A 26,348-nucleotide genomic window follows, 5' to 3' on the forward strand; every position below is an offset into this window, starting at 1 on the left:
CCCAATCAAAAACCTCAGATGCCCCCAGTCTCTCCCGAGCGTCTCCGCAGCTTCCACCGCGTCCCAGCACCTCAGCAGCGCCGGTGAAGGGCGTTCTATGCCTTACGCATTCAACGCGCAAGTGGAAAATTCAAGAATATCGCAAAAAACTTCAAATTCATTTTTTATACAATAATTTCAAATATTTGAACGGAACTCACCTCATGGAAATCGGCGAAAATCATCCTTCAAGCACATCAGATATACGGCCTAGGTTTCAGTGCTTGTTGGTTCAAACCCAACATATAGTGAGAGCATTGCAGTCACCCACAAGACTATACCGACTCGACGGCAATCAGCGATTCATTTCCAATCCCGGAATCGCACCCGATATCGGCGCCGCCAGGCGCAATGCAAGTTGGTCTTACAGGGCCTTGCGCATTGTCTATGGATAGGCTCAGGTCTTTTCAAAGCAAACCCGATACGCCTGTGACCTTGATATGACGAATGACATTAAGTTTCCCTTGCTGCGAACCGTTGGATTTGACGGTCTGTTGGTGACCTTTGCGCAAACCATGTCCGAGCCGTCCAACCGCGCCGCCCTGGCGTTTCGGGGCGCAGTCGAGGCGCAGCAGATTGACGGCGTGCTTGAGACTTCGGCCTCGCTGGCATCTGCATTTATAAGGTTTGATCCATTAAGCCTTTCGCATCATGACATCGAAGAGTTGCTGCGGGCTATGCTGGTCAGTCGCGATTGGTACGCTGCACCTTTGCCTGCGGGGCGACGATTCTGGAAAGTGCCGACGGTCTACGGTTCCGATCTTGCGCCACAGCTAGAAGACGCGGCATTGGCAGCAGGGTTGTCACCAGCGGACGCTATTGATCGTCTCAGCCAATCGCGTGTGCGGGTTTTAACCATCGGATTTGCGCCGGGCCAACCTTATCTCGGGCCACTCGGACCCGAATTCAACATTCCACGCCTGAAAGAGCTGACGCCGATGGTACCTGAAGGGGCGTTGGTTTTGGCAATTTCGCAATTTGTCCTGTTCTCGGGGCCAACCCCAACCGGATGGCGTCATGTTGGACAAACAGCGTTTCGTTGCTTTCGTCCGGACATGGAGCAAAGTTTTGCCCTCAACCCCGGTGATGAGATGCAGTTCAGCTCAGTCTCGCGCGAGGAGCTTGAGGATATCCGTACAACCTGCACTGATGGCTCTGGTGGTGCGAGTTGCGAGGAGATCATGACATGACGCTGATCGTCCATCGCATCGGCCCAGCTTGCACGGTTCAGGATCAAGGGCGCACCGGGTATCTGGATCAAGGCCTGTCGCGTTCGGGTGCCGCAGATATAGCGGCGCTTTATGAAGGGGCCGCGTTGCTTGGTAACACCCCAACGAGCGCCGCCCTCGAAATGGCGGGGATGGGTGGTGAGTTTGAGGCAACCGCACCAACCGCCATCGCGCTGACCGGCGCACCGATGCAGGCCAGTATCGATGGCAGCCCCGTCTTGTGGAATGCCTCGCATCAGATGGAGGCTGGGCAGCGGCTGGTAGTCGGGTCGGTGCTGCAGGGCAGTTACGGGTATCTGAATCTGGGTGGCGGGATCGGGACCGACATGACTCTGGGCTCACGCGCGGCCCATCTGACCGCAAGGATCGGGCGCGCCGTTCAAGCGGGTGATCACCTGCCTTCGACGGAAACCGGCAAGACCGGCCTGAAGCTGCGTTCGGAGGATCGGTTTTCAGGTGGGACGTTGCGGGTTGTGGCCAGCTTTCAAACCGCACTGTTCGATGACGAGACGCTGGCACGGTTTACGCAAACGACATTCCGCCGCGGTGCCCGAGCCAACCGGATGGGCATGCAGCTGGATAGCGACGGTAACGGCTTCGCGGCAAAGGGTCAGTTGAACATACTGTCCGAAGTCATAACTCCCGGCGATATACAGATGACCGGCACCGGTGCGCCCTTCATCCTACTGCCCGAGTGCCAGACCACCGGAGGTTACCCGCGCATCGCAACCGTTCTGCCCTGTGATCTGCCCCGCGCTGCACAGACCCCGGCGGGAGGCGAGGTACGCTTCGAATTCGTAACACTGGAACAAGCCATCGCGCTGCAAGCCGCATATAAGGCCGACCTTGCCCGCCTGCCCGCCCGTGTAGAACCATTGGTCCGCGATCCGCATGACATCCCGGACCTCCTGTCCTACCAACTGATCAGCGGAATGATCTCTGCCACCGAATAAGGAGTTATTGCGATGCCGAGCGTCGATCTGAATGCCGATATGGGCGAAAGCTTTGGCCCGTGGAAGATGGGTGACGATGAAAGCCTTCTGAAGATCATCACATCAGCCAATATCGCCTGTGGCTTTCATGCGGGTGACCCGGATGTGATGGCCAAGACCATGGCTCTGGCAGCCCAGAACGGTGTGGGCATCGGTGCGCATCCCGGTTTTCCTGACCTGCAGGGATTCGGGCGTCGAAACATGAAAGTGCCCCATGACAGTTTGCGCAATCTGGTGCGTTATCAGCTTGGATCGGCAATCGGTATGGCCAAGGCGTTGGGCACCGAAGTACGGCATCTGAAATTGCACGGGGCGCTGGCCAACATGTGTTCGGTCGATATCGATATGGCACGGGCCTGTTATCAGGGTGCATTGGACGTGGACCCGGACATCATCATCATGGTGCTGGCGGTCACCAAACAAGAAGAAGCGGTGCGCGAGCTGGGCTGCAAATGGGTGGGCGAGATTTTTGCCGACCGTGCCTATAACGACGATGGCACTTTGGTGGATCGGTCACTGCCGGGAGCCGTGATACACGACCCTGCACTGGCCGGACCACGTATTCTGGAAATGGTGAAGGAAGGTGCCATCATCACCGAATCCGGCAAACGCCTTGAGACCTCAATCGATACGATCTGCCTGCATGGTGATGGCCCGACAGCAGTTCAGATCGCGCACTCGGTGCGCGAGAACCTGATCGCGGGCGGAGTCGAGGTCACAAAATTCATCCGTTAGTTACAACAACGTAACTTTGGCACCCCATCTCCAAACTGTTGCCCATGCAGGCCTTAGCGCCTAGCATGCATGGCAAGTGCATGATCTGACTACCACAAATCCAAGCAACGCGCCGCAAGGAGGTTAGCCTATGTCTTTTGATCTGATGTCCTACCAGCCAAGGGGCGACAAGAAGAACTCGGACTTCTTCACCGAATATCTTCCCAGGATTTACGAGCGCCGCATCAGCTCGGGCATTGCGGATCAGGTCGGTGCGATGCGGGCCATTGTCATTCAGGTCGAGACAGATGCGCTGTTTGACACGCTGGTCGAGCTTTATGTGATGACCCCCTATCGCCACACCGCCAGCTATTTGGGACAGACACACAAGTTCTCGGTGATGCATTCGCATGCCGATTATCCGGCGCTGATCCTGATGGCTCCGCTCAGCCCGGCATTCGAGGATTTCATCCCGCGTATCAATCGTATGTACCCGCTGGCGCGCGGTAAGCCGCAGACGCGATATGTAGGTGAGATTTACGGTGCCACTGACCTGAAGGCGCTGACTGGATCGCTGGAGGATCAGAATATTCGGTTCGAATATTCTGGGGACACCGAAAATCCGTTCTACACGCTGGAAGGATACCGCTTTACGACGCCATCGGATTTCACGTGCAATCGCGTCGGCTATTCCACGCTGGATTTCAACGACACAGACAGTTTGGGGTTAGGCGACCGTGTTTTGCTGAGCGATGTGGAACAAGCCAAGCTGGATCAGGCCGCTGCGTTTGGGACGGATAGCAAAATCGCACCCCTGATGCTGGGGATCGATCATCTGGCGACACGCATTCTGGCCGGGGAACGTGAGGACGCGATCCTCGAATTTCTGACCATGGTGCCTTATTACTTCTGGGGGGCGTACAACATCTTCGACATGAACTCGTCGACCAATGTGAATCGCAATGCCAATGTGGATGACGACAAGAAATCCCCTGCCAAGGTCTTTACTGCAAACAACACGCCCTCATTCGTGAACTCTTTCGAGCAATTGCCGATGCCAACCGAGGATTTCGTGCGTAATTTCGGACGACGCTTGCACCACATGGCGGTTGAAATTCAGGACGGCGACCATGGCGCGGGTGAGAAAAATGTCGATTTCGTGGTCAACACTCTTAAAGACAAGGGCGTTCCGTTCCTGGCCCATGTGGTCGGGGAATGCAAAGATGATCCGAACCTGAAACAGATCTTCTCAAAGCACTCGAAACACACGCTGCTGATCACCGAATACATCGAACGCTGCCATCACTACGACGGCTTCTTCACCAAGGATAACGTTGCAGCCTTAACTGCGGCGGCCGGGCAAGATGAACAGTATAAGCACGGCCACGTCTTCGATTGATTTGCCATAAAAAATGGGCTGCGAGATCATCGCAGCCCAGGCCCATCCAGGAGAGAATGCCGGGTCTTATGACGGCCCGATCATGAAACACGTGACATTGCGCGCCTGTAACCGACGGCAGGCCAGATCAGCCTGTTCGCGGGTCATGCCCTGAAATGTCGCGTCAAACCCACGCGAGCTTTGGTTCACCTTGCGCAAAGTGCCTTCCAAAGTGGTCATTTCCGACAGCGCAGTTTTCAACAGAACCTTCTCGGCCTCATACCGTGTGGTGTAGCGGCCAACATTGACGCCCCAAAGGTGACCGCCGGATGTGGACAAGCGGGTCACAACTTCGGGTTCAGGCTCGGGCTGTTTGGCCGGTTCGACCGAGGCCAGCACCACGTTTTCGGAAGGCTTGGCGCCATCCGACGGTGCTATGTCTGCTGCTGCAATCGCAGCAGCGATACCGTCCTGAATCCGGGTGTTGTCTTTTTCAGCCGTTGCGGCGACCGACCCCGCGACCTGAACCGTTTCGCTCGCCACTGGGCGCAACACCGGGCGCAGGCTCTTTTTCGGCGGGCCCACTTGGGCGACCACTTGTGCGCTACCCAGACCTGCATTCCCTGCATAGGCCGGGCGGGCGGGCTTACGGATTGGCGCACGCGAGGGGGCACGGCGGAAACCCATATCCAAAAGCTCGGCCACCCGGGCGTTGCGCGATGCACCTGATTTGCCACCGAAGACGGTCGCGATAATACGTTCATCCTTGCGCTTGGCCGAAGCAACCAGATTAAACCCTGCAGCGCGGGTATAGCCGGTCTTGATCCCATCGGCGCCTCGATAGGCTGCCAAAAGGCGGCGGTTGGTGTTCGGTACAGTCTTGATCCCGGCATTCGTCGATTGGCGCGAGAACAGGTTGTAGTACTGCGGATAGTCATACAGCAGGTGACGGCCCAGCGTGGTCATATCCCGCGCGGTCGACAAATGCCCCGACTCGGTCAGACCATGGGCATTCTTGAAGGTGGTCCGGCTCATCCCCATCGCCTTGGCGGTGCGGGTCATGCGACGAGCAAACGCCGCCTCGGACCCGCTGAGGGCGATGCCGATCGCGGTTGCCGCGTCATTGGCGGATTTCACCGCCGCCGCCCGGATCAGATAGCGAAACGCGATTCGCTGCCCAGTGCGCAAACCCAGCTTCGAGGGCGGCTCAGCCGCTGCAGCCTTGGTGATGCGCACCTGAGTGTCCAACGTGATCTCACCATTCCGCACGGCCTCAAACGCAATATACAGCGTCATCATCTTGGTCAGAGATGCCGGATGCAACCGCGTGTCGGCATTGCGGGAATGCAGCACTTCTCCGGTGCGTGCGTCGATCACCATGGCCGCGTAAGGGGCCGCCATGCCCTGAAGTGGTGCAAATGAAAGCAGCCACAGAAATGCTATAAGTAATAAGCCCATTCGGGCCGGAACTGTCCGCCGAATCTGCACGATCTTTGCCTCTGTCTGCCTCGCGCCGCCGGGTTTTCCCGGTCAGCAATTTTTATTTTGATATTCTTCAGGCTAACACAGGGACGGGTTTAAAGAAACTGAAAGCTGCGTTTGAGTGGATCATATACACAATCAGATTCACGCTACATATAGTGCTTCATGCGCGCCCGAACACCATACCGGCGATTGTGCCGAATTTCAGGCAAGCCGTGTCATCGAATTTTTTGTGACTGATGTCAAACGGCAACAGGTCAGGAAATCTGATCAATCAAAGCTGAAAGATCACCCAAATCCTTCAACTCGCGGAACCGTGGGTTGGAAGTTGGGACCTCGGCCTGCTCGACCTCCCATACCAACCCGTGCGGGACATGCACGCCCCAGCACCCGGCTTCGATTGGGGCCACCACGTCAGAACGCATCGAGTTTCCGATCATCATCGAGGCGTCGGGTCCATCACCGTACTGGTCAAAAATCTCCGCATAGGTCGCCGCCGTTTTTTCGCTCACGATCTCGACGCCATCGAACAGCTCACCCAATCCGGATTGCGCCAGCTTACGCTCCTGATCGATCAGGTCGCCCTTGGTGATCAGCAGAACCTTATGCGTCTCGGCCACCGCCTCGATGGCCTCGCGCGCATGGGGGAGCAGTTCGATGGGATGTGCCAGCATCTCCTGCCCCGCTTCAACAAGTTGGCGGATGACGCGCGCCGGTACGCGATCTTCCGTCACCTCAATCGCTGTCTCGATCATCGACAGGGTAAAGCCCTTGATGCCATACCCATAGCGCTGGATGTTGCGCTTTTCGGCGGCAAGTAGACGTTCCATCAGGTGATCGTGATCGGCGTGATCGGCCAGCAATTCGGCAAAATATGCCTGAGTCAGCTGGAAGAAACGCTCGTTATGCCAAAGGGTATCGTCTGCATCGAACCCGATTGTTGTCAGCTTGTCCCGCATCGCATTTCCGTCCGGTTGCTCTTTTCTCTGGCCACCGTGACGTTATATAAGCCGGGAAACAATTCGTAGTGTTAATCGAGATTCTCTTACAGCAATGCGCAAATACCAGTGGATCATGTCTGAAAAGGACGACGAAGACGACGACACGTCGGTCCTGGTGCAAACGCGCCCCAAGACCAAGCGGCCGCCGCTGTATAAGGTGTTGTTGCTGAATGACGATTACACGCCGATGGAGTTCGTGGTGCATGTGCTGGAACGGTTCTTCGGCATGACCCATGCGCAAGCGTTTGAAATCATGCTGACCGTCCACAAGAAAGGTGTCGCCGTGGTTGGCGTGTTCAGTCATGAGATTGCCGAGACCAAGGTCGGGCAAGTCATGGATTTCGCGCGCAGGCATCAGCACCCGCTGCAATGCACCATGGAACGCGAAGAATAACGCGCGGCCATGTCCTCTCGCCTTGATCTAGCCTTGAACAGCGGGCTCAGCCTGTCGCAACCGCTGACTGTTTTGGCGCCTACCCCGGACCACGATTTGTCGGACCTTCCGCGCAAGGCGCAGATGGTGCAGCCGTTCAAACCGTTCCACGATCACTTTGCCACGCAGGGCTTTGTCGCTACGCCCAATAGTGACGCGCCTTGCCAGGATGCGGTCGTGTTTCTACCGCGCGCCAAGGCGCTGGCCCGGGCGCTGATCCATCAGGCCTGCAGCCGCGCCAGCGGGGTCATCGTGGTGGACGGGGCCAAAACCGATGGCGTCGACAGTTTGCTGAAAGATATCCGCAAGCGGGTTGCGATCGAGGGTCCAATCTCGAAGGCACATGGCAAGATTTTCTGGTTTCAGTCTGATGCGGACGCCTTTGCCGACTGGGCTGCGCCTGAAAACCAAATGGTTGACGGCTTCCATACCGCGCCCGGTGTGTTTTCCGCCGATGGTATCGATCCTGCCTCGGCCCTGCTGCTGAAGTCTCTGCCAACCAAGCGCGGCACGCGCATCGCTGATCTGGGTGCAGGTTGGGGCTTTCTGTCCGCCATGCTGATCGACGACACCTTGCGCAGCCTGCATCTGGTGGAGGCCGACCACACCGCCCTTACTTGTGCCCGCGCCAATGTCACCGACACCCGTGCGCAGTTCCACTGGGCCGACGCCACCAAATGGAGCGCGCCCGAGCCGCTGGACATGGTGATCATGAATCCGCCCTTTCACACCTCGCGCAGCGCCGACCCGACATTGGGCCAGGGCTTTATCACCAGTGCTGCACGCAACCTCACCCGCAACGGTCAACTCTGGATGGTTGCAAATCGCCACCTGCCTTACGAGGCCACGCTGGCCGAGGCTTTCGACCGTGTTGATGAAGTGGCAGGAGACAACCGCTTCAAGGTTTTCCATGCCTCTCGCCCTCGGGGCTGAGGCCCGCTAACCTGCGCCAGAACTCAGGAGGATTCGCATGTCCTTTTCCATCGCGGGCAAGACCGCAATCGTCACCGGGGGTGCCAACGGCATCGGACTGGCCATCGGACGGCACTTTGCCGATGCAGGCGCCAATGTCATGTTCGCCGATATGGATGAAAAGCGCCTGTCCGATGAGCTGGGCGAACAGGCGGATGACAGCAACATCCGTTATTTCGCCGGTGACCTGCGTGAAAAGTTGACCATCGCCAATCTGCTTTCGGCCACGCTGGATGCGTTTGATCAGGTTGATATCCTGATCAATGGTGCGCGGCAGGTGATCCCGTCGGACCCGCTGGACACCGATGACGATTCCGTGCGCACATTGCTGAACCAGAACCTGATGCCCGCGCTGCGACTGAGCCAACTAGTGGCTAAGCGATTTATCAAACAGGCTGATGGAGACGATGAGAACCCTGCCGGGTCAATCATCAACCTGTCCTCGATTGCCGCACGCCGCACCCATCCCGATCTGATGGCATATTCCGTTTCGACCGCTGCGCTGGATCAGATGACCCGTTCGTTGGCGGTTGCACTTGCGCCCAGCCGTATTCGCGTAAACTCCATCGCGCTGGGATCGGTCATGAGCGCCTCATTGCAGTCAACGCTGAAAGAAAACCGAGATTTCCGGGACGACATCGAAAAACATACTCCGCTTTCCCGGATTGCCGCTCCGAACGAACTGGTCGAAACCGCGCAATTTCTCGCGTCGGACGCTGCGGGCTTCATGACAGGCCAAATTCTAACCATTGACGGAGGCCGCACCCTGCTGGACCCTGTCGCAGCCCCGGCCCACTGATCCCAATGTTCGATAAAGAAAAAGCCACCGCCTCTGCCTGGTTCCGCCAGTTGCGAGATGACATTGTAACCGCCTTCGAAGCGTTGGAAGACAGCCACACCTCAGGCCCCTTCTCGGATTCTCAGCCGGGAAGGTTCGAAGTCAAAGAAACTAAACGGCAGTCTGACGATGGCTCCGACGCGGGCGGCGGGCTGATGTCGGTGATGCGCGGGGGCCGCGTGTTCGAGAAGGTGGGCGTTAATGTCTCAACCGTCTTTGGTACGCTGGGTGAGCGCGCGCAAAACGCGATGGCCGCGCGCAAGGGTATTCCGGGGATGAAGGACGACCCCCGGTTCTGGGCTTCGGGCATCAGCCTTGTGGCCCATATGCAGAACCCGCATGTGCCTGCGGTCCATATGAACACCCGGATGTTCTGGACCCCACATGCCGGGTGGTTCGGCGGCGGCTCCGACCTGAATCCCTGCATCGAATATGACGACGACACCGCCCATTTCCACGCCACCCAAAAAGCGCATCTCGACCCGCACGGACCCGGCCACTACCCGCGCCTCAAAGATTGGGCTGACGAGTATTTTTATATCCCCCACCGAAAGCGCGCTCGGGGTGTCGGCGGGATCTTCATGGATGACTATTGCACCGGCGACTGGCAGGCGGATTTTGCGCTGACGCAGGACATCGGTCGCGCCTTCCTGCCCGCCTTTCTGCCTCTGGTCGAAAAACGCCGGGTGCAAAGCTTTGACGACGCGGACAAAAACACCCAGCTGGTGCATCGTGGGCTCTATGCCGAATACAATCTGGTTTATGACCGGGGCACCAAGTTTGGTCTGGAAACAGGGCACGACCCCGATGCTGTTCTGATGAGTCTGCCGCCCTTGGCCAAATGGGCCTGACCGCTAAAACCCCATATCGATGGAATTATCAAAGCAGTAGTTTTGCGCCGAAGCGGCGGACAGGTTCTCACCCACCCTGTTGACGGTCAAAGAATATCCCGGATTGGTATCCGCGCCGGGCGGTGGAGTTAGCGAAAACTGCACTGTGCGAACACCTTTCTCGTAAGCTTTGGAAACATAAATCCGCTGCGAGTTTGAAACTCCCAATGTGCGAACTGCATAATCCCCAATTCCACACCAATAGGTGACCGCGGCCGAGGACCCGCCGACGGGCTTCACTTCGTAGGTTCCATCCTTTAGCGGCGTGATCTGGGTTCTGAACTGCGGTCTTAGTTTATAGCCAAAACCAACGCCCTGAGACTGCGCAATGGTGGGGGCCAGTATGATGGCTGTCAAAGAGAGGCATGTAAGAAAACGCATATAAAACACCCTATAAAAAACGCGATCACGGCTGAGACGACGTGGGACCAACCAGCCTATACGAATCAATATAGTCAAACCGGGCCTCAGGTCTAACTCAACCCGTAACACATCAGCTTGAGTGAAAATTCTTTCTTTGAATATGTGGTGCGCTATGATCTCTGCAGCAGCAGTTTCCAGAGTGGCCCGTGGAAAAGTCATTTCCCAAAGACTGGTTCGATCTTTCCGGTGAAAAATACGCCGACTTCGGTGCGTTATTTTATCTGGCTGCCCTGACCAAAACGCATCGTAACCGCAGTTTGGCACAGGTTCTCTATGCGTTCGAAACGCCGCTGAGATTGGGCCAGTATCACATCTTCCGCCAAAACGGCTTTCCGCGCGGATTCGTGACATTTGCCGGTCTCGGCCCGGAAGCCGAATATCGCTATGCGGTGAAGGAAGAGCCGCTGAGAGATGTCGATTTCGCCAGTGGCTCATCCTTCTGGATCATCGATATGGTGGCACCCTTCGGCCAAACTCGTCAGATCGTCGACATGCTGAAACGGGACATCCCGCACCCACGCGTGCGCACCAATCGCCTCAGCAGCGACCTATCCACAAAACGTATCGTCGAATGGACACGCGATGACCAGCAACAGGTGCATATGCGCCTTTACCGGGATGCCGAATTTGCCAGAACGCTCGAGCAGGAAAACGGATGACTTCGGTTGTAACCATATCGGGCGATATCACGGGCGACGTGACCGGCTTTCCTCCGAATGTCGCTTCGGGTGACCTCGATGTCACCGCAACATCGGATTTCGGAACCTTCACCGGGGCCACCTGGGCAATCTCCGATCAACCGGATTTCGGCACCGCCTCAATAGATGCGAACGGTACGTGGACCTATACCGTCGACCCGGCCTTCTTCGATAGCCTCGATGACGGAGAAATCCAATTGGACTCGTTCGAGGTGACGGTCACCGCTAACTTCGCCAATGGTTTCTTCACCTTCAGTGGAACCCAGACCCAGATCATTGATATCACGATCGAAGGCGTATGCTTTACCGCAGGTACTCTGATTGAAACGGCGGAAGGCCAGCGCGCCATTGAGACCCTGCGCGTGGATGACGACGTGTTGACTGCCGATCACGGAATACAGCCGATCCGCTGGATCGAAAGCAGCACCATGTCGCCCGAGCGGTTGCGCGCAAATCCTGCGATGCGCCCGGTGCGTGTGACCGCAGGCAGTCTGGGACCCGGTGTTCCATCCCGCGATTTGCTGGTGTCTCAACAGCATCGCCTCCTGATCCGTGGCCCCAAGGTCGAGATGCTGTTCGGCGCGCCCGAAGTGTTGGTCGCCGCCAAACATCTGTGCTCGTGGCCGGGAATAGATATTGATACCGGTGATGAGCCGGTCGAATACCTGCATATCCTGCTTGACAGGCACGAGATTTTGTTTGCCGAAGGAGCTCAGGCCGAAAGCCTGTTTCTGGGTGAAGAAACCCTCCACACGCTGTCTTCTGACGCGCTCCAGGAACTCGCCGAGATATTCCCCGAGCGCGCCTCGGACGAACATATCGGCTTCGGCCTTGCTGCGCGGCTGATCCTGCGCGAACATGAAGCGCGTGCGCTTGCCTAGGTCCTAGACAACCCGCCCCCCGACATCCTGTGGAGCCAGCGCGACGGTCTTGATCACCGCATAGCATGTACTGCCCTGCTGCAAACCCAGCGCCGCGACCGAGCGTCGGGTCACGCGCGCCAGCACAACACCCGCAGTTGTTTTGACCGACACGATTGCACCGGGCCCCTCACCTGCCCGGATCGCCTCGACCTGCCCCGACAACACATTCAAGGCTGAAAGACCCTCGGGTGGTCTATTGGACAGGATCACCTCTTGCGCCGGAATACGAATACGCAGCTCTTCGCCGATTTGATGGGCAATCCGAGGCAGGTAAAGACGAGCGCCACCGGCATCAAGTTCGGACAGGCCATCGTCGTGATGCGCCGTAACACGGACCCGCAGAACGGCCCCCACCGCGCGCACGCCTGCAGGGGCCACGGATGGGTCCGACAGAACATCGGACGCGGGACCATGCCGCACGACACGCCCGTCCTGCAGCGCGACCACGGACGTTGCAAGCCGGGCAACCTCGGCCGCCGAATGGGTCACATAGAGTATCGGCACTGATACCTCGTCCCGCAACCGTTCGAAATAGGGCAGGATTTCGGCCTTGCGCGCGTCGTCGAGCGCGGCCAGAGGCTCATCCGCAAGGATCAGGCGCGGGCTGGCCAGCAGGGCGCGGCCAATGGCGACGCGCTGTTTCTCACCCCCCGACAGCATCGCGGGGCGACGGTCCAGCAGATGGCCGACACCCAACATCTCGATCACTCGATCCCGGCTCTCACGACGCGCCCCACGCGGGGCGAACCAGCGGCCATAATTCAGGTTCTGACGCACGGTCAGATGCGGAAACAGGCGACCTTCCTGAAAGATATACCCCAGACGCCGCCGATGCGGCGGCAGCCATACCCCACGATCCGTGTCGAACAACACCCAATCGCCGACCGCGACTCGCCCGGCCTCGGGCCTCAATAGCCCAGCGACTGCATTCACTACCGTCGTCTTTCCCGAACCAGAACGCCCAAACAGAACCGTTACACCGGAAGGTGCGTCGAAATCGAGGTCCAGCTTCATCCCGGGCAGCTGGTGTTGCAGGCGAACGGACAGGCTCATGATCCGGCCACGCGTTTGGCCACACGACGGCCGACATATTCCGACAGCAAAAGCGCGCCCATGGCGACGATGATCGAGATGATCACCAACCGAGTCGCCGCCGCCTCACCCCCTGGAACCTGCAAAAACGCATAGACTGCCGAGGGCAACGTCTGCGTCTGACCGGGTATGTTCGAAACAAAGGTGATCGTGGCCCCGAACTCTCCCATCGCCTTGGCAAACGCCAGGATCGCGCCCGCAATGACCCCAGGCAGGATCATTGGCAGCGTCACCGTTCCAAAGACCAGCAAACGCGACGCCCCCAAAGTGGCGCCTGCCTGTTCCAGTTTTGGGTCTACTGCCTCGATCGACAGCCGGATCGCGCGCACCATCAGCGGAAAAGCCATGATCCCGGCAGCCAGCGCAGCGCCAGTCCATCGGAAAGCAAAAACGATCCCAAGCTCGGCCAAAGGCGCGCCCAACGGCCCCTGAATCCCAAAGGTCAGCAGCAGCAGATAGCCGGTCACCACCGGCGGCAGGATCAGAGGCAGATGAACCAGACCATTCAGCAACTGGCGCCCCGGAAACCGCCAGCGCGCAAGCGCATAGGCAATGAAAATCCCAAAGGGCAACGTGATCAGCGTTGCCCAGAACGATACGCGCAACGACAGGCGCAATGCCTCCATCTCTGCCGGGCCCAACCATCCCATCGTACTACCCTTCGGGCAGGGAGAACCCCTGCCTCACAAATTCGGCCCGTGCGGAATTGCCTTGCAAATAGGTCAAAAGCGCGTGCGCCGTAGGTCCTGCAGTAGAAGTCAGGGCTGCTGGATACACAATTTTCGGGTGGATATCTGCCGGGATGACACCGATGACCCCGACCCGCTCATCAGCCACAGCGTCCGAGCGATAGACGATCCCCAAAGGTGCCGCCCCCGTCGCAACCAGCGCCAGCGCGGCGCGTACATTATCCGTCTGGGCGATCTGGTCCTGAACATCGCCCCAAAGTCCCAGACCCTGTAACGCGGCCTTGCCATAGATGCCCGCAGGCACCGCATCGACCAAAGCCATGGCCAGATACCCACTGCCTAGACGGGTGCTCAGGTCAAACCCCGCCTCAATCTCGGCCGTGTCAGCCCCCGGCGCACCAACCAAAACCAGCCCGTTACCCAGCAACTCAATACGTGAAGCGGTATCGATCAGGCCCTGATCCTGCAGCACGTCCATCCAATCCTCGTTGGCGGAAATGAACAGATCGGCGGGCGCCCCCGCTTGTATCTGCCGTGCCAGCACCGAGGAGGCCGCGTAAGACACCGTCACCTCTTGCCCGGTCTCAGCCTCATAACTTCTGGCAATCACGTCCAGTGCGGTCTTGAGGCTGGCGGCGGCAAAAACCAGCACGCCCTCGGCCCGAACCGGGGCAGCGAGTATCGCGCAGAAGGCCAAAGCTGCGATCAGACTGCGACAGGCGCCCGTCATTCTTTGCCTCCGGATCAGAGGGTTGCAATCCCTCTGGGCATATCGGAGGCAACACGTGGCAGGCAAGGCCCTTTGGCCTTACAACCAAAGCTACGGCCCATATTGAACTCAGAATTCGGTGGAAAACGAGAATCGCCCAACCCAAGATCAATATGCTGTCGCGCTTCTCTAAAACCGGAAACTCCCGAGGTAGAGCGCTCAATCGCTAAACAACGTGTCTGATCCGCCTCGCCTGAACAGCGATATCCGCATTTCGCTATTCAACCACGATATGACACATGAGTTTGCTCGATTGGTAACCGCGCCCAGTTGCCTAAACGCTGATCTGAAACCTTGCGCAATTTTGCAAAAGAAATTGTGCCATACCCTCTTGCACCCACGCACGGGCTTAGCTACATGAGCCCTCACGGGTGATTAGCTCAGTTGGTAGAGCGCTTCGTTTACACCGAAGATGTCGGGAGTTCGAGTCTCTCATCACCCACCATTCCCTTCATTTTCAATGGTTTACTCAGGGTCTTGTAACGAGAACTTGGAGGCTATTTGAGGATGAATGTAAGGGAATCGAAACCTCAAAACCGTGTTGGACTACCCAGAGGATTGTTCCTTAGAGGTAAAGGGTACGCTCTTAGGGTAGCTGTACCGACTGAGTACCAAGACATTGTTGGCAAACGAGAGATCGTCCGAGGGTTAGGAACTCAGGACCTAGCCGAAGCATTGAAGCGCCGTCCAAAAGTCCTTGAGGAAATCCTTGAAGCGATCACCGAGGGACAAACACCATCACAGGTCTTTCGCCCGAGTATTCCAAAACAGGAGAATACTGTAAGAGCTACTGCCGATAGGTGGTTAGCTGAATCGGACGGAATAAGTAACAGCACAAAGGTTAGATACCGCCAGCACCTTAGGACATTTGAGGCGTACTCTGGAAACATACAGGTCACGGACATTAACCGCTCTCTGGCACTGGGCTTCATTGAGAACCTTAAGACCACTCCCTCAGAACGAACTGGGCAACCACTCTCGGGCCGATCTCTTCAATCATGCCAATCTTGCTTGGCTTCCTATTGGCGTGTGCTGGATCACTGGGGTTTGGTTGATCCCGATATGCGGAACCCCTTTGGCTCTCTCCTGAGGCGTGTGGCAGGTCAAAGAAAGAAGAAGGACCCACGTGTTAAGAAGCTGAGACCTGTCACAAGAGATGAAGCTCAAAAGCTGCTGCAGTACATCGCTGGCAACAATGGCCTCAAATATCAGTTCGAGATGTATGTCACAGTAAGACTGCTTTGGGTCACTGGATGCAGACTCAACGAAATCTGTTCAAGGTACTTAAGGGACATTGAAGACAGAGGGGATCACCTCAAAATCAGCATCCCTCAGAGTAAGACAGAAGCCGGAATAAGGGACGTAATGATCGTTGGAGCTGAAGATTATCAGCTACTGAGGAAGGCTACAAAGAGGGCAACGATAGTAGAGCCAAGTTGTCCAGAGAATATCGGCAGATTGTTCCCTCGGATTGCTTTGGGTGGCTACGACAGGCATCCCAGCCATTACCTCGGGAAGGCGCTTGAGAAAGCCCGGAAGAACCTTGATGGCGATAATTCCAATTGGGATATGCATTCGTTCAGGAGAACGGCTGTGTCCGCCCTAGTTAATGCTGGGGTTTCCCGAGAAGCCAGAAATCTAATCGTGGGTCACTCCAACAAAGACGACATCGGCATAAGCGTTTATGCGAAGAGAGCAGAGCTAAACGGGATCATCAAGAGTACATTCGAGGTCTTACACAATGAGCTTGGAGGGAGTCTCGTGGGAGTAGCTCCTTTGGATTAATCCAAGGCAAGGCGCCGTCAACTTTTCCACCAAGAGATAGAAACTCTGAGGCGCGTACATTGACAGCCCCTGTCGGACTTAGGGTCATGACCTTTAATGAAGAGAAGCGGTCATTCCCAGTGCTAAATATGAATGCCCCCTCTGCGGACAATCGGACTTGCGCAGTTGCGGCTATTGCTGATGCAGCATTTGTCCGCAAACGCAGCACTTCTTTTGCTGTCATGCGGCGTAGGTCTGTACCCCATGACATTGCAAGCCTGCGAAACGGACCCCAACTGCGAGGCAAGTTCCAGCAACCCGAGCTTCGTTTCGATAATCTTTTCTTGAATGCTTGTCCGTGCTCGACGCTTCTTGTTGCGCGCAACAGTGCAGTCGTCTCATAGTAGTCTCACTCGTCGATCGCCGCTCTGCCCTAACAATCCGATATCACCATTTCAAGGTATTTGACGCCTAGAACGCCACCACTCAATCAGCTGGAAGTCCATGCATCAGCATTCCTCGACCACCCGTAAGTTAACGTAAAAACACCAAGAAACTTGCTATTCAGATGCAGATGGACGTTGGTATCCTCGTTTTAGGTTTTGAGATAGCTGGTATACTGTCCGAATTCTTGGAACCAGATCGGCGACATCTTCTGACACCAACGCCTCTTCAAGTGCTTGACCAAACTGGTAGCTGGCGACTTCTGTTCGAAGGTGATCATGGACTAATTGGGTAGTTTGAGCTGAGTCAGAACGAAGATAGTGCCTGCTTTCAAGTACAAGAAAACCTGGCAGGCTGGCCATTAAAAGCGGTTTTGCGTTTGGATCAGCGTCCGGCCACTGCAGTTTCAGGCGAAACTTAGTAGCATACCTGTTTCCCATTGTGCTTTCGCAAAATGTAGCGAGCTTTTCCTCTTCGGTCTCTACCCCGCCGCACTCAAGCGTTACATTGATTGCATCACCCATTGCATTATCTAGAAAGCTCTCAAGCTGTTTCCGATTGCCGCTAGCGACTATCGCGCGGTAGATGAAAGGGCTATTACTTTCGTTATTTGTCACAGCACGGTAAAGCGCATACCTTGTGAAATTATTCCTTATAAGGGCACTAGCATCAATGACCTTTCCAGCTTGATCCCACTTCTCTGTTTCTCTGCTGTGAAGATCGTTCCAAAGCAACTCCACGAGCGAAGTTCCATCGATGATCGCTTGCTGAGCACGAAGTATCTCAACGATTTGTAGGGCCTGCATCAATAGACGCAGAGCATCTTCTTCGTTCTGTGCAGGATGCTGTTTGTCCGGATTAAGAGTTTCTACAGAGAAGCGCGAAGGATCCCTGCCCATCAAACCAAAAACACTGTGGAGGTCCCCCACAGCCTTGGCCGCGTATAGAACACTGGGCGCTGACAAGGGACGAGAAAGCTCCTCATAAATGGCTTCTGTAAAGTATTTTTCGAAAGTGACCCGATTTTGTTCATGATCGACCGCCAGTCGGGAACGTGCTGTGCTGGGAAAAGAAATATCAAAGTTACCTTCAACAGAAGCTGTTTCAGTGAATCGAGGAGGCGAAAAGGCCAACGCAACCGCAGCCTTCTGAGCGTTCTCGATTGTAAGCCCCTGTTTAGTTACAAGCAAATCAGCCATGCGAGGCAAATAGTAATTGATGACGATTGGGTGAAAAAGCTCGTCTCGGTATGACTTAGCAAAACTTCGAATGCTCTCAGTGTCCGGTGCTTCACCTGAAAAAATCCGATTCAGAGAGAAGTACTCGTCAATCTTACGACCGCCTTGCAGTGCGTTAAACAAATCTGAAAGCGCGATGTTGCACCTGCTCAGATCTAAGCCATACCTTTCGGAGATATACTCCAACTTAACCGAGATGTCTGGAGGGTTTTCCAACCAACTCAAACGTAGGCGATCCGCAAGTCCACTTCCATTCGGCTGCCTAATCAAGTCAATGCTCTCAGCACTTTCGGGATATAATATCGGGTCGATGGAGTTTGCAACGGCGCTACAAACCGCCAAAGCTCGATCGTCAGCGGCAAATACAGCACGCAGTATTATCTCCGTGCTTTCTTGCAGGGACACTTCGATGTTTTGAAAGCCCGCCTGCATAGTCCACTCCATGCGATCCAGTTGCTGCATGATCTTAGCTTGGCCCTCCAGCAACAAAGCTTGATTGTCCAGCACTCGGTCAAGCTTTCGGTCAATCCGGTTCAACGCGTCCATTATGGCTTTGTGCCGGAGTTGTTCTCCACTCATGGTTTTTGGGCCGAAAAACTTCAGCGCACCTGTCGCTGCCCCAATGTAGTTACCACTTATCAGTTGTGACGACGTACTATTGAAAGCGTTCGCAAACCCAAGTGCCTTTGAAGCTGGCTCGGGCAGATCTATGTTTGCTGCGTCCAGCAGTTCCGCAACTTCATTGGCTTTTTTCGTCACCTCCGATGAGCTGGCAACAAACTCCGTCGCGGACTCTACGAGGCTCTTATAGTCGTCTTGTTCCTCGACTGAACCGGGGTATTCGCCCGCCTCTAGCTTCTGTGCAATTTTCTGTAGATCACTCGGACCGTTCGCGGCACTGATATCTGCCACCAAAGACAGAGCAGACTGATTTTCTTTATTGGCTTCGGCAGCAGCTGACTGTGCAGCTAATCCCTCCACTTGGAACAGACTTTGCAGAAACCTAGAGCCTTTTTCCAGCTGGATCTTCTGCGCCTCTTCAAGCGCTTCAACAGACGAATTGTCCAACTCTGCCGAATACCGTCTTAGTGTCTCCGGTGCTAAAACATTGTCACGAATTGCACCAGAAGCCCAGATCTTGCCTGCAGTTTCAACTCTACTTATGAATTCATCAACTACGTAGTGTGGGCCCCTATATGCAGCACCAATCACTCGTATATTCGCAGCAGTTATTTCAGTTGCGATCGTCGCCCTGTCACTATCGCGTGATCCTGATGCATAACCGCGAGCGTGGCTGCCAATCAAAGCATCTTTGAACACGCCGAGATCTTGGGCAGTCCGTGCTTCGATATAGTCCATAAGCCCAGCGGTTTCTGACAATGCTTCAATTGTCTCTTCTGGGGTTTCCCAAGGGGCCAGGTTTTGGTCTTCAAAGTCATCCCACGGCATACGCATCAAGTTGCGTTCAAATTCCTGGAAGTCTTTGTAATCTTTGTAAAGCTGCTCTCCGGAAGGTGTCGTAATTGCAGCTGTTGCAAGAGACCAAAACCTGTCCGAGTTTTGTTGCGCTGCCAGTGGTAAAGCCACGAGGTCAAGGACTAGAGCGGAGATGAATATCCTAACTGATGGTCGCATCGCATTACTGTGCCTCGCCTGAAAGTGCGTCAAGGCGTTGTTGCAGCAGGTCCAACCTGGCAGCTATTTGTTCAACGTCCTCGCCATTCAAGGCCGGTACAAGAGACCGAATTTCCTCAAGCTCGGCGGCGAGTACGTCGATTTGCACCGCAAACATTCGTGCTGCACTTTGTTGGACCTCATTTGTGCTAGTTTCTACCTTCGCTGCCATTGAGTCCAAGCTTTGCTTTAGTGCGTCAGCGATCTGGGCATTTGTTGCGGGAATCGTGTTTCGAACCAGACAGGAAAACTGGGGTCCTCGGATCGTGAGGTTTGTAGAGGTAGACATACTAATAAAGCTCGATCCGCTGATAGTGCCCACTCCAACTACAACAACCGCACTAGTCGCCCCCCCACCGGGTGCTTCTCCTGAAACTCTAACAACAGCGCAATTGCTGAGATCAGAATAGTCTTGAGCATTAGCCATCGCTGGGAAAAAACAAGCGCCAGCCATCAAAGCTATCTTCAGTTTTTGCATGAGGAAATCTCTCTTTTTTAGCATATCTCAAATGTCGGTCGGATTTCACTAGATCGTGAGAGAGTTTGATGTTGTTTTCAAGCCAAACCTCTGTTGGGCAAAAAAGCACAGCACTTTCGTAGTTGCCGCATGCTCTGCCCCAGTGGCGGTTATCACGGAAATTTAGAACAGAATTTAAGGCGGATCGCACGATGAAAGAGATGATCCAAAACGGCCATGCGAAAGAGCCATTCGTCTGAATTCAAAGCGAAAGTCGCACTGAAGACGATCCGCGAAGAGATGACGTTGGTAGAGCTTTACAAGAAGTAAGGCGTTCATCCGCACACGATGAGCACGTGGAAGCGGGCCATGCTTTCGAATATGGCCTGTGCCTTTGAACGGGGCAAAAGGGCAAGAATGTCCCGCGTCTATCTCAACATGACAAAATCCAGCTGCGCTCGGCGCGATTGACCGCTGTTCTCGCTGAGTTGCTGCGACGGAAAATGCCGCGAGCGCGAGAAATCGGTGCCGCGAGCGCATGCAGCATGAAATAGATTTGACCGCTATGGGCTCGTTGCAGTCATTCGCTACACTGTGAACCAAGGTCCGTTATTTCCAGAAAATGAAGCGCTTTTTTTTGGCACTGACCCTAGAGACAAATCATCTGTCGATGATACAGCGCTCGGACCATCCTTCAATATACTCGAAACTATGAGTCGCAATGGAAAACACTACCGGCTCCATTTCACATCCTTGTGGATACGGCTTTACCTGCCTCTGCCGAAACTGCTTCTTTGGATCCATCCAATGGAAAACCAATGTGATTTCCTCGGGAGAGACTTTTGGGGACTGAGGTGAGGCCATCTCTCCGAGGAGTAGTTTGAAGCTCAGAGCGACTGCCTGTGTGGCTCTACAGCGACCCAAGTAGCAGCCCCAGATGATGAGGTTTTTCCTTCATCAGTGCTCACTAAACGAACTGCCACGGTCGATATGATGCCTGCCCACGCCACTGTCACGCCCAGCGCATAGGGGTCTCCAACTGTACCATTAAGGAGCCGAACCAGCTTCAACCGAATTGCGCCTACTCAGGCAGCACTTAACAACCCACACTAAATTAGCGAGACATTAAACCATGAGGCATGATCCTCTACCTTTTCACGTTTCTTCTTCCCCAGTCCGTCAAGTTGTAATTGTGGATCGACCCTGTGGGAGAGGGAAAACTACGGAGATGATTGAATCATTCGAAAATCACAAGCAGTATCTAGTCATTGTCCCTCTGCTCACTGAATGTGACCGCGTGATAGAGGCGACACAGAACCGAGGAATAACCTTTGAACAACCCGTAGCCGAAGCTGGCACTGTATTCGACGACAGTGGGCAAGAGATAGTCACTACTCGGAAAATCCATTCCCTAAGGCGTCTGCTGGCAGAAGGCCAAAACGTAGTCACAACTCATGCGATGTTTGATACGCTTGCAGATGTCGTCTCTGAGGGGTTATTGGACTCTTATGACATCCACATTGACGAAGTTCTCTCGGTCATAGATGCAAACTTCAATGTCAATTTAGAAGCATGGGATCGTATCTTCATAGAATCCGGTCTGTGTACGGTTGACCCTGAGACCTCTCAGGTCGTTCCTACGGATGCTTGGGACACCGAGTGCGCTGCTCTTGAGAGACACGTTCCAATGAAGTTCTACAAGGCCGCCAAGTCTGGACGCCTTTTCAATGTTCAAAATGGTTTCAACGTAGCGGTACTTCCGGAAAAGCTTCTCAAGGTGGGGAAGTCTCTGAGGATTTACACCTATAAAGCTGAGGGGTCTATCATTGCTGCTTACCTAAAACACTTAGGGTTAACAACGGTACACGATAAGTTGGATGGTACAGCCGAAAGCGTGTTCGTCCAAGAAGTCAGAGACCTTATTACCGTCAAAGGAATTAAGTCTCTTGATCCGCTTTCATTCAGTCACACCGACCAAACAAACAAAACCTCAGGATCACCCGAGGCCTACGATGATTTGGTCCCTAAAGCGCTGTATACGTTGGCACGAAATGCCCTTAAGGAAGTTCCTCTTGAAAATATCTTACTAACATGCCCAAAGACAAAATGGTTCGCTGGAGGAAAAAGCCCGACTGTTGGTTCTGGTGGCGTAGAAAAGGGAAAGTACCGTCCTGGTCCATACGCCAAAGGCTCTCGGCTTCAGGGCAGAAGCGGGCGTGTTCATTGGCTCCCCAATACGACAAGAGGCACGAACGATTATAGGAACGCAACGCACCTGATCTATCTCTATAATCAGTTCTTGAACCCCAACATCCTACGATTTCTCGGCAAAGGATCAGTGAGTCAGGACGACTATGCCCTCACTGAATTAATCCAATGGGTTTGGCGATCTAAGATTAGAGACGGCAAGCCGATCACTGTTTATCTTCCCAGTCGAAGAATGCGTAACCTTTTTCTCAATTGGCTATGGGATGAAGACATTCCAACACATGTCCTACGAGAGGCAAACCGAGCGTCGTAGTCATTGAAACTGAGGGAACACGTAACCAGTGGAGAAGCGCTACTATACCGGAAGAAAAATTCTTGTAGGATAGTGAATATGAGGCTGCTAAAACGTGATTCCCTCAGCTCCCTATGGCCCTCAACCTTTGCCACTAAGAAGCGGCAAGACTCTCGACTTAACATATAATTATCAGATACTTAGCGAGCATTAGTTAATAAGCATCTCTATGTATCACTAAGGATGGCTGAGGAATTTCCACTGTAGAAGCCGAATTCAATTTCATCCTCGGACACGTTAACCCTATGACATTGAATTACGCCCAGCGCTGGACACAGTGTTAGTTGAGAGTACTCGATAGAAGCTGATCCTCTACCATCCCCTAAAACGCTTGCAACTTGATAATTGAGTACACTCTAAGTCAGTTGAAAGCACTCTAGGCGTGGGTAGGACTCCTCTTTAGTAAAGGTTTTCTCTTGCGTGCCGAGGGACCAATTTTCAGAGATAATAATAAGAACAACAATCCCCCTCTTTTTTGAAGTCGGTTCCCCAAACCCCCCACCCCTTAGTTTCCAGCTAAAAATTCTGCCAATAGGTCAAGGTTCTATGTCCATCTGCTGAGGGTGGCGGAAATGGTGGCAATGAAGTCGATCTCGGCTTTTGGCAAGCAATTGCCTCAACGTCTAGGAACCTAAAGGAGATCACCACCATGATCATCGGATACGCAAGAACATCTACACTGGAACAACAAGCAGGACTGGAAGCCCAACAGAAGACACTCTCGGAAGCTGGATGCGAGAAAGTCTACTCCGAACAAGTCTCCTCTGTTGCCCGTAGAGAGGCGCTCAGTGAAGCACTCAGCTACTGCAGAGAAGGAGATGTCCTCATTGTCACCAAACTTGACCGCCTTGCTCGCTCAGTCAGGCATTTAGGCGAGATCGTGGATGACTTAACTCAAAGAGGCGTCGATCTAAGAGTTCTCGACATGTCCCTTGATACCTCCACAGCCACAGGGAAGCTTATGCTGAATGTGCTCGGGTCCATCGCTCAGTTCGAACGGGAGATGATGTTGGAGCGGCAGCGAGAGGGAATAGCCAAAGCTAAAGCTGAGGGCAAATACAAAGGCCGGAAACCAACAGCACGTATGAAGGCTTCTGAAGTGTTTCTGCTACTAGGGCAAGGCTACAAGAAGCACGAGATCGCCCAGCGCTTAAGCATTTCTCAGAGATCGGTCTACCGGATCGTTAACGAGGTCCATCAGTCAGTCGCTGTGGAAGGTCAGTGCTGAAATAGAAGTCCAGAAACTCGGCCAATGGTTGTTTGTATCGATTGGTAATGGCCATTGGTTGTGATTGCTTGGATGCACGGATAAGTATCTCTTGTTTTACTAAATTTCCAACCCTCCGACCAAACAATCTTGCCTAGATTTTGAGAGATACATGACGGTTCACATCAATGCCGAAGAATTAGAGGCCGTCGTCTTAGAAGAGTGCATTCCAGTCTTGGAAAAACTTCGGTTCGAACCTTCTTATTGGCGGCATCAGCTAATAATGTCGATGGCCTGTACTGTTGTCGAAACAGTCCATGCTGTCGTGCTTCTCGCAAAACATGCCAAGGGATATGATGCGAATCTTCTCGCCCGCAAAGTGCTGGAAGGAATGGTAGAGGTGAAGCTGTTGGCGACGTGTCCGGAATACGTCGACACTATGAGGTTGGCAGACGCAACCTATTGGCTAAAACAGCTTCAAGAGGGGGTCGATGGTAACCCATATACCGCAACACTAGGAAAAATTGATAACGTCGAGGAAGTCATAGATGAACACAAGAGACTTATCCGAGAGCTTAAGTCTCAAGGCACACGTAGTATGACTGTTTTAGAGAAGTTTGATCGGGTCGGCTTAAGTAACGAATACCAAACCGTTTATCGTAATCTGTCTGGAGATGTACATGGGCGATTAGATGCCCTCATACAACGTCACGTTATTGAGAAAGGTGACAGCGTCGGCGTCGTTGCATTTACTGAAACGAGCATTGAAGAGATGCAAGCTACACTTCTCGGTGTGCGGAATTGGGTCCGAGAAACCACACAGATAACCAAAGCCTTCTTGGAAAGTGAAATGCCGCAACCTGAGAGCAATTGATTTATTTCACTACCCTATGTCGACCCCAGGTCTAACTCATCAAGGGAAATGTCTAGGTCCTTATCATCTATCAGCTTGGCATATTTGCCAATTCTGCTGCTCAGACTTCGAAAAGCTTCATCATCCTTGCTAGCTATGAATGACCTGAACGAACAAGCGGCCAGTAACCGGTTGAGGGTTTTGAGGGAATATGGCAACTCTCCTGAACGGCATCCCACAATCGCAACAGACGACGACAGAGGCAAAGCGACGGCTTCAAGTTCATCGCCCTTTTGAGCAAATGGAGCGGCCCCATCACGTTTAGTGAAGCAGAGTGTCGTGTCAGGCAGGATGAACTGCCCTCTATCTGGGCGAAAAACACGATACTGAAAAGCACGATATAGGTTCAATCGCTGGTAATCCGATGCTGTTTCCGCAAGCAACTTGTTTTGAGTGTCCTTTGCAATACCGGGGACCAGCTCTGAAAACGCCTTAAGTTGAGAAGCTGCAGGATCAATTGCTTCCAATAACGCCTCTTGAGGAAAATGATTGAGGGCTTCTTCCAATAGTCGTTTGACTTGATCTCTATCCCTGTTCTGGATGAAATTCTGACCAAGCAAAGCGTCTACCCCCGCTGGGTTTTCCTTAAGATTCTTAAGCATCACCTTGCGAAGGGCATCAGGCGATTTTATTGAGTTGGCTAGTCCAGTCACGCCTTTCTGAAAGCTCGTAGAAATCTCCTCGCGAAGGAACGCGCTTCGGATTTCCAAGTGCCCTATCAGCGTTGCTGCAAATTCAGAATCTACGTCTGCACCGTTTGGTAGCTGTCTAACTTCCAGAACAATGCTCTGGTTTTCGTTTTCATACTTCGTGATATTGGCGTCCGCATCAGACCCTTCCGGTCCGTAGAAGTGCTTTTCCATCCCAAAAAGCCTTGTGACCGTTTGCCTAGGAGGTTGACCCTTGGAGTATATCCAGACGTGATGATCTTTGCCGCGTTTCGTTCCAAATCCACGTTGAAGCATCTGCCAAATGTGATGATGTTTTTTTCCGGCCATGGCGTAGGGATCAAATCCTCTGCATAGTTAGTCTACGTAACACTTTCGCTGCAGACTAACTCGGTATGACCGACGTTTCGATCCCAATAACTTAAGACGCTGCACGAGTTTAGTACTTGATTTTTCAGCGTATAATCTTTTTGGGGCATTCGCCGCAACAGCAATTGCAAAGCCTATCTTAGACATCGAGAGCTAAAGCTTCGCTATCCTTAAAACGCTGAAACGGCTCTAACGACTACCCTCGGCAACACCGTAAGGGGCTAATTCCATCGACAACTCCCGTCGGGCCAAACGCAATACCGCTTGCCCGTACATGTACCGACTTGACCTCTGATTCCGTTACAGTAAGTGTCGTACTCGAACCACGAGGGTTCACCTGAGAAAACCGCAGTTGATGCTTTGGGAAAACACACATCTCCGTCACGGGTGATTAGCTCAGACAGCGGAGCGTCTGTGTAACAGTTGGTAGAGCGCTTCGTTTACACCGAAGATGTCGGGAGTTCGAGTCTCTCATCACCCACCATCCTTTCC

23 protein-coding genes and 2 tRNA genes are annotated in these 26,348 nt (G+C 53.9%); 16 read left to right on the forward strand and 9 right to left on the reverse strand.

Translation table 11 applies throughout. The features are described from left to right. Positions 1-479: 479 nt before the first annotated feature. The 4 genes from ACR0MJ_RS15560 to ACR0MJ_RS15575 all read left to right on the forward strand — a co-directional run bounded on the left by ACR0MJ_RS15560 (position 480) and on the right by ACR0MJ_RS15575 (position 4,373). Positions 480-1,229 (forward strand): 5-oxoprolinase subunit B family protein, encoded by a 750-nt coding sequence (locus ACR0MJ_RS15560; protein ID WP_480761662.1) that lies wholly within the window; start codon positions 480-482, stop codon positions 1,227-1,229. Further along, on the forward strand, positions 1,226-2,221 hold the full coding sequence (locus ACR0MJ_RS15565) for a 5-oxoprolinase subunit C family protein (protein WP_480761663.1): 996 nt from the start codon (positions 1,226-1,228) through the stop codon (positions 2,219-2,221). The genes ACR0MJ_RS15560 and ACR0MJ_RS15565 overlap by 4 nt, the downstream gene beginning before the upstream one ends. Before the next feature lie 12 nt (positions 2,222-2,233). After that, complete coding sequence (locus ACR0MJ_RS15570) at positions 2,234-2,995, forward strand: LamB/YcsF family protein (protein WP_480761664.1); 762 nt, start codon at positions 2,234-2,236, stop codon at positions 2,993-2,995. 130 nt (positions 2,996-3,125) lie between these two features. After that, positions 3,126-4,373, forward strand: a complete 1,248-nt coding sequence (locus ACR0MJ_RS15575; RefSeq protein ID WP_170408887.1) for a hypothetical protein — start codon at positions 3,126-3,128, stop codon at positions 4,371-4,373. 66 nt (positions 4,374-4,439) lie between these two features. On the opposite strand, the gene ACR0MJ_RS15580 is transcribed toward ACR0MJ_RS15575, so the two are convergent. Further along, a complete protein-coding gene (locus ACR0MJ_RS15580) occupies positions 4,440-5,810 on the reverse strand; it encodes a D-alanyl-D-alanine carboxypeptidase family protein (RefSeq protein WP_480761665.1) in 1,371 nt (456 codons plus the stop codon). A 281-nt stretch (positions 5,811-6,091) separates the two neighbouring features. After that, entirely contained in the window at positions 6,092-6,793 is a 702-nt protein-coding gene (locus ACR0MJ_RS15585; protein WP_170514118.1) for an HAD family hydrolase, read from the reverse strand. A 94-nt stretch (positions 6,794-6,887) separates the two neighbouring features. Between ACR0MJ_RS15585 and clpS the strand changes: the two genes are divergently transcribed. Genes clpS through hemF form a run of 4 tightly spaced genes read left to right on the forward strand, consistent with a single transcriptional unit; the run spans position 6,888 to position 9,929 of the window. Next, positions 6,888-7,229 (forward strand): ATP-dependent Clp protease adapter ClpS, encoded by a 342-nt coding sequence (gene clpS, locus ACR0MJ_RS15590; protein ID WP_480761668.1) that lies wholly within the window; start codon positions 6,888-6,890, stop codon positions 7,227-7,229. Positions 7,230-7,238: 9 nt separating this feature from the next. After that, positions 7,239-8,201 (forward strand): class I SAM-dependent methyltransferase, encoded by a 963-nt coding sequence (locus ACR0MJ_RS15595; protein ID WP_480761669.1) that lies wholly within the window; start codon positions 7,239-7,241, stop codon positions 8,199-8,201. Positions 8,202-8,238: 37 nt separating this feature from the next. Next, positions 8,239-9,039 carry an SDR family NAD(P)-dependent oxidoreductase gene (locus ACR0MJ_RS15600; RefSeq protein WP_170408883.1) on the forward strand — a complete coding sequence of 267 codons (801 nt, stop codon included), beginning with the start codon at positions 8,239-8,241 and terminating at the stop codon, positions 9,037-9,039. 5 nt (positions 9,040-9,044) lie between these two features. Then, on the forward strand, positions 9,045-9,929 hold the full coding sequence (gene hemF, locus ACR0MJ_RS15605; RefSeq protein WP_480761670.1) for an oxygen-dependent coproporphyrinogen oxidase: 885 nt from the start codon (positions 9,045-9,047) through the stop codon (positions 9,927-9,929). Between the two features lie 3 nt (positions 9,930-9,932). Here hemF and ACR0MJ_RS15610 read toward each other — a convergent pair whose 3' ends face one another. After that, positions 9,933-10,349 carry a hypothetical protein gene (locus ACR0MJ_RS15610; RefSeq protein WP_170396038.1) on the reverse strand — a complete coding sequence of 139 codons (417 nt, stop codon included), beginning with the start codon at positions 10,347-10,349 and terminating at the stop codon, positions 9,933-9,935. Between the two features lie 188 nt (positions 10,350-10,537). Here ACR0MJ_RS15610 and ACR0MJ_RS15615 point away from each other — a divergent pair, with 188 nt between their 5' ends. Both ACR0MJ_RS15615 and ACR0MJ_RS15620 read left to right on the forward strand, forming a co-directional pair. Further along, on the forward strand, positions 10,538-11,050 hold the full coding sequence (locus tag ACR0MJ_RS15615) for a toxin-activating lysine-acyltransferase (RefSeq protein ID WP_480761671.1): 513 nt from the start codon (positions 10,538-10,540) through the stop codon (positions 11,048-11,050). After that, a complete protein-coding gene (locus ACR0MJ_RS15620; RefSeq protein ID WP_480761673.1) occupies positions 11,047-11,970 on the forward strand; it encodes a Hint domain-containing protein in 924 nt (307 codons plus the stop codon). The genes ACR0MJ_RS15615 and ACR0MJ_RS15620 overlap by 4 nt, the downstream gene beginning before the upstream one ends. A gap of 3 nt (positions 11,971-11,973) precedes the next feature. On the opposite strand, the gene modC is transcribed toward ACR0MJ_RS15620, so the two are convergent. Genes modC through modA form a run of 3 tightly spaced genes read right to left on the reverse strand, consistent with a single transcriptional unit; the run spans position 11,974 to position 14,523 of the window. Then, positions 11,974-13,065 carry a molybdenum ABC transporter ATP-binding protein gene (gene modC / locus ACR0MJ_RS15625; protein ID WP_480761675.1) on the reverse strand — a complete coding sequence of 364 codons (1,092 nt, stop codon included), beginning with the start codon at positions 13,063-13,065 and terminating at the stop codon, positions 11,974-11,976. Then, positions 13,062-13,754 (reverse strand): molybdate ABC transporter permease subunit, encoded by a 693-nt coding sequence (gene modB / locus ACR0MJ_RS15630; protein ID WP_170423885.1) that lies wholly within the window; start codon positions 13,752-13,754, stop codon positions 13,062-13,064. Before modB ends, modC begins: the two co-directional genes overlap by 4 nt. A gap of 4 nt (positions 13,755-13,758) precedes the next feature. Then, positions 13,759-14,523, reverse strand: coding sequence for a molybdate ABC transporter substrate-binding protein (gene modA, locus ACR0MJ_RS15635; RefSeq protein WP_170627335.1), 765 nt, complete (start codon positions 14,521-14,523; stop codon positions 13,759-13,761). A 408-nt stretch (positions 14,524-14,931) separates the two neighbouring features. Here modA and ACR0MJ_RS15640 point away from each other — a divergent pair. Both ACR0MJ_RS15640 and ACR0MJ_RS15645 read left to right on the forward strand, forming a co-directional pair. Further along, positions 14,932-15,007 (forward strand) — tRNA-Val (locus tag ACR0MJ_RS15640). 62 nt (positions 15,008-15,069) lie between these two features. After that, positions 15,070-16,347 (forward strand): DUF6538 domain-containing protein, encoded by a 1,278-nt coding sequence (locus ACR0MJ_RS15645; protein WP_480761677.1) that lies wholly within the window; start codon positions 15,070-15,072, stop codon positions 16,345-16,347. Between the two features lie 539 nt (positions 16,348-16,886). On the opposite strand, the gene ACR0MJ_RS15650 is transcribed toward ACR0MJ_RS15645, so the two are convergent. After that, on the reverse strand, positions 16,887-19,595 hold the full coding sequence (locus tag ACR0MJ_RS15650; RefSeq protein WP_480761678.1) for a hypothetical protein: 2,709 nt from the start codon (positions 19,593-19,595) through the stop codon (positions 16,887-16,889). Between the two features lie 52 nt (positions 19,596-19,647). Then, the gene (locus ACR0MJ_RS15655; RefSeq protein ID WP_480761680.1) at positions 19,648-20,160 is read right to left on the reverse strand and encodes a hypothetical protein; all 513 of its coding nucleotides are present in this window, start codon (positions 20,158-20,160) and stop codon (positions 19,648-19,650) included. 1,207 nt (positions 20,161-21,367) lie between these two features. Between ACR0MJ_RS15655 and ACR0MJ_RS15660 the strand changes: the two genes are divergently transcribed. The 3 genes from ACR0MJ_RS15660 (at position 21,368) to ACR0MJ_RS15670 (ending at position 24,780) form a co-directional block, all read left to right on the forward strand. After that, positions 21,368-22,660: a hypothetical protein gene (locus ACR0MJ_RS15660; RefSeq protein WP_480761681.1), complete on the forward strand. Its 1,293-nt coding sequence runs from the start codon at positions 21,368-21,370 to the stop codon at positions 22,658-22,660. Between the two features lie 688 nt (positions 22,661-23,348). After that, positions 23,349-23,927 carry a recombinase family protein gene (locus tag ACR0MJ_RS15665; protein WP_480761683.1) on the forward strand — a complete coding sequence of 193 codons (579 nt, stop codon included), beginning with the start codon at positions 23,349-23,351 and terminating at the stop codon, positions 23,925-23,927. 151 nt (positions 23,928-24,078) lie between these two features. Further along, positions 24,079-24,780 (forward strand): DUF5677 domain-containing protein, encoded by a 702-nt coding sequence (locus tag ACR0MJ_RS15670; protein WP_480761685.1) that lies wholly within the window; start codon positions 24,079-24,081, stop codon positions 24,778-24,780. Between the two features lie 14 nt (positions 24,781-24,794). Here ACR0MJ_RS15670 and ACR0MJ_RS15675 read toward each other — a convergent pair whose 3' ends face one another. Further along, the gene (locus ACR0MJ_RS15675; RefSeq protein WP_480761686.1) at positions 24,795-25,817 is read right to left on the reverse strand and encodes a hypothetical protein; all 1,023 of its coding nucleotides are present in this window, start codon (positions 25,815-25,817) and stop codon (positions 24,795-24,797) included. A gap of 424 nt (positions 25,818-26,241) precedes the next feature. On the opposite strand from ACR0MJ_RS15675, the gene ACR0MJ_RS15680 reads away from it, so the two are divergent. After that, positions 26,242-26,340: transfer RNA gene (locus tag ACR0MJ_RS15680), tRNA-Val, on the forward strand. The last annotated feature ends 8 nt before the right edge of the window (positions 26,341-26,348 follow it).

The sequence above is a fragment of the Ruegeria sp. C6 genome (genome assembly GCF_056537625.1).

Bases quoted from the DNA above. Each gene is read 5' to 3' on its own strand.
- ACR0MJ_RS15560 (WP_480761662.1), top strand. From the start codon at position 480: ATGACGAATGACATTAAGTTTCCCTTGCTGCGAACCGTTGGATTTGAC.
- ACR0MJ_RS15565 (WP_480761663.1), top strand. From the start codon at position 1,226: ATGACGCTGATCGTCCATCGCATCGGCCCAGCTTGCACGGTTCAGGAT.
- ACR0MJ_RS15570 (WP_480761664.1), top strand. From the start codon at position 2,234: ATGCCGAGCGTCGATCTGAATGCCGATATGGGCGAAAGCTTTGGCCCG.
- ACR0MJ_RS15575 (WP_170408887.1), top strand. From the start codon at position 3,126: ATGTCTTTTGATCTGATGTCCTACCAGCCAAGGGGCGACAAGAAGAAC.
- ACR0MJ_RS15580 (WP_480761665.1), bottom strand. From the start codon at position 5,810: ATGGGCTTATTACTTATAGCATTTCTGTGGCTGCTTTCATTTGCACCA.
- ACR0MJ_RS15585 (WP_170514118.1), bottom strand. From the start codon at position 6,793: ATGCGGGACAAGCTGACAACAATCGGGTTCGATGCAGACGATACCCTT.
- clpS (WP_480761668.1), top strand. From the start codon at position 6,888: ATGCGCAAATACCAGTGGATCATGTCTGAAAAGGACGACGAAGACGAC.
- ACR0MJ_RS15595 (WP_480761669.1), top strand. From the start codon at position 7,239: ATGTCCTCTCGCCTTGATCTAGCCTTGAACAGCGGGCTCAGCCTGTCG.
- ACR0MJ_RS15600 (WP_170408883.1), top strand. From the start codon at position 8,239: ATGTCCTTTTCCATCGCGGGCAAGACCGCAATCGTCACCGGGGGTGCC.
- hemF (WP_480761670.1), top strand. From the start codon at position 9,045: ATGTTCGATAAAGAAAAAGCCACCGCCTCTGCCTGGTTCCGCCAGTTG.
- ACR0MJ_RS15610 (WP_170396038.1), bottom strand. From the start codon at position 10,349: ATGCGTTTTCTTACATGCCTCTCTTTGACAGCCATCATACTGGCCCCC.
- ACR0MJ_RS15620 (WP_480761673.1), top strand. From the start codon at position 11,047: ATGACTTCGGTTGTAACCATATCGGGCGATATCACGGGCGACGTGACC.
- modC (WP_480761675.1), bottom strand. From the start codon at position 13,065: ATGAGCCTGTCCGTTCGCCTGCAACACCAGCTGCCCGGGATGAAGCTG.
- modB (WP_170423885.1), bottom strand. From the start codon at position 13,754: ATGGGATGGTTGGGCCCGGCAGAGATGGAGGCATTGCGCCTGTCGTTG.
- modA (WP_170627335.1), bottom strand. From the start codon at position 14,523: ATGACGGGCGCCTGTCGCAGTCTGATCGCAGCTTTGGCCTTCTGCGCG.
- ACR0MJ_RS15645 (WP_480761677.1), top strand. From the start codon at position 15,070: ATGAATGTAAGGGAATCGAAACCTCAAAACCGTGTTGGACTACCCAGA.
- ACR0MJ_RS15655 (WP_480761680.1), bottom strand. From the start codon at position 20,160: ATGCAAAAACTGAAGATAGCTTTGATGGCTGGCGCTTGTTTTTTCCCA.
- ACR0MJ_RS15660 (WP_480761681.1), top strand. From the start codon at position 21,368: ATGATTGAATCATTCGAAAATCACAAGCAGTATCTAGTCATTGTCCCT.
- ACR0MJ_RS15665 (WP_480761683.1), top strand. From the start codon at position 23,349: ATGATCATCGGATACGCAAGAACATCTACACTGGAACAACAAGCAGGA.
- ACR0MJ_RS15670 (WP_480761685.1), top strand. From the start codon at position 24,079: ATGACGGTTCACATCAATGCCGAAGAATTAGAGGCCGTCGTCTTAGAA.
- ACR0MJ_RS15675 (WP_480761686.1), bottom strand. From the start codon at position 25,817: ATGGCCGGAAAAAAACATCATCACATTTGGCAGATGCTTCAACGTGGA.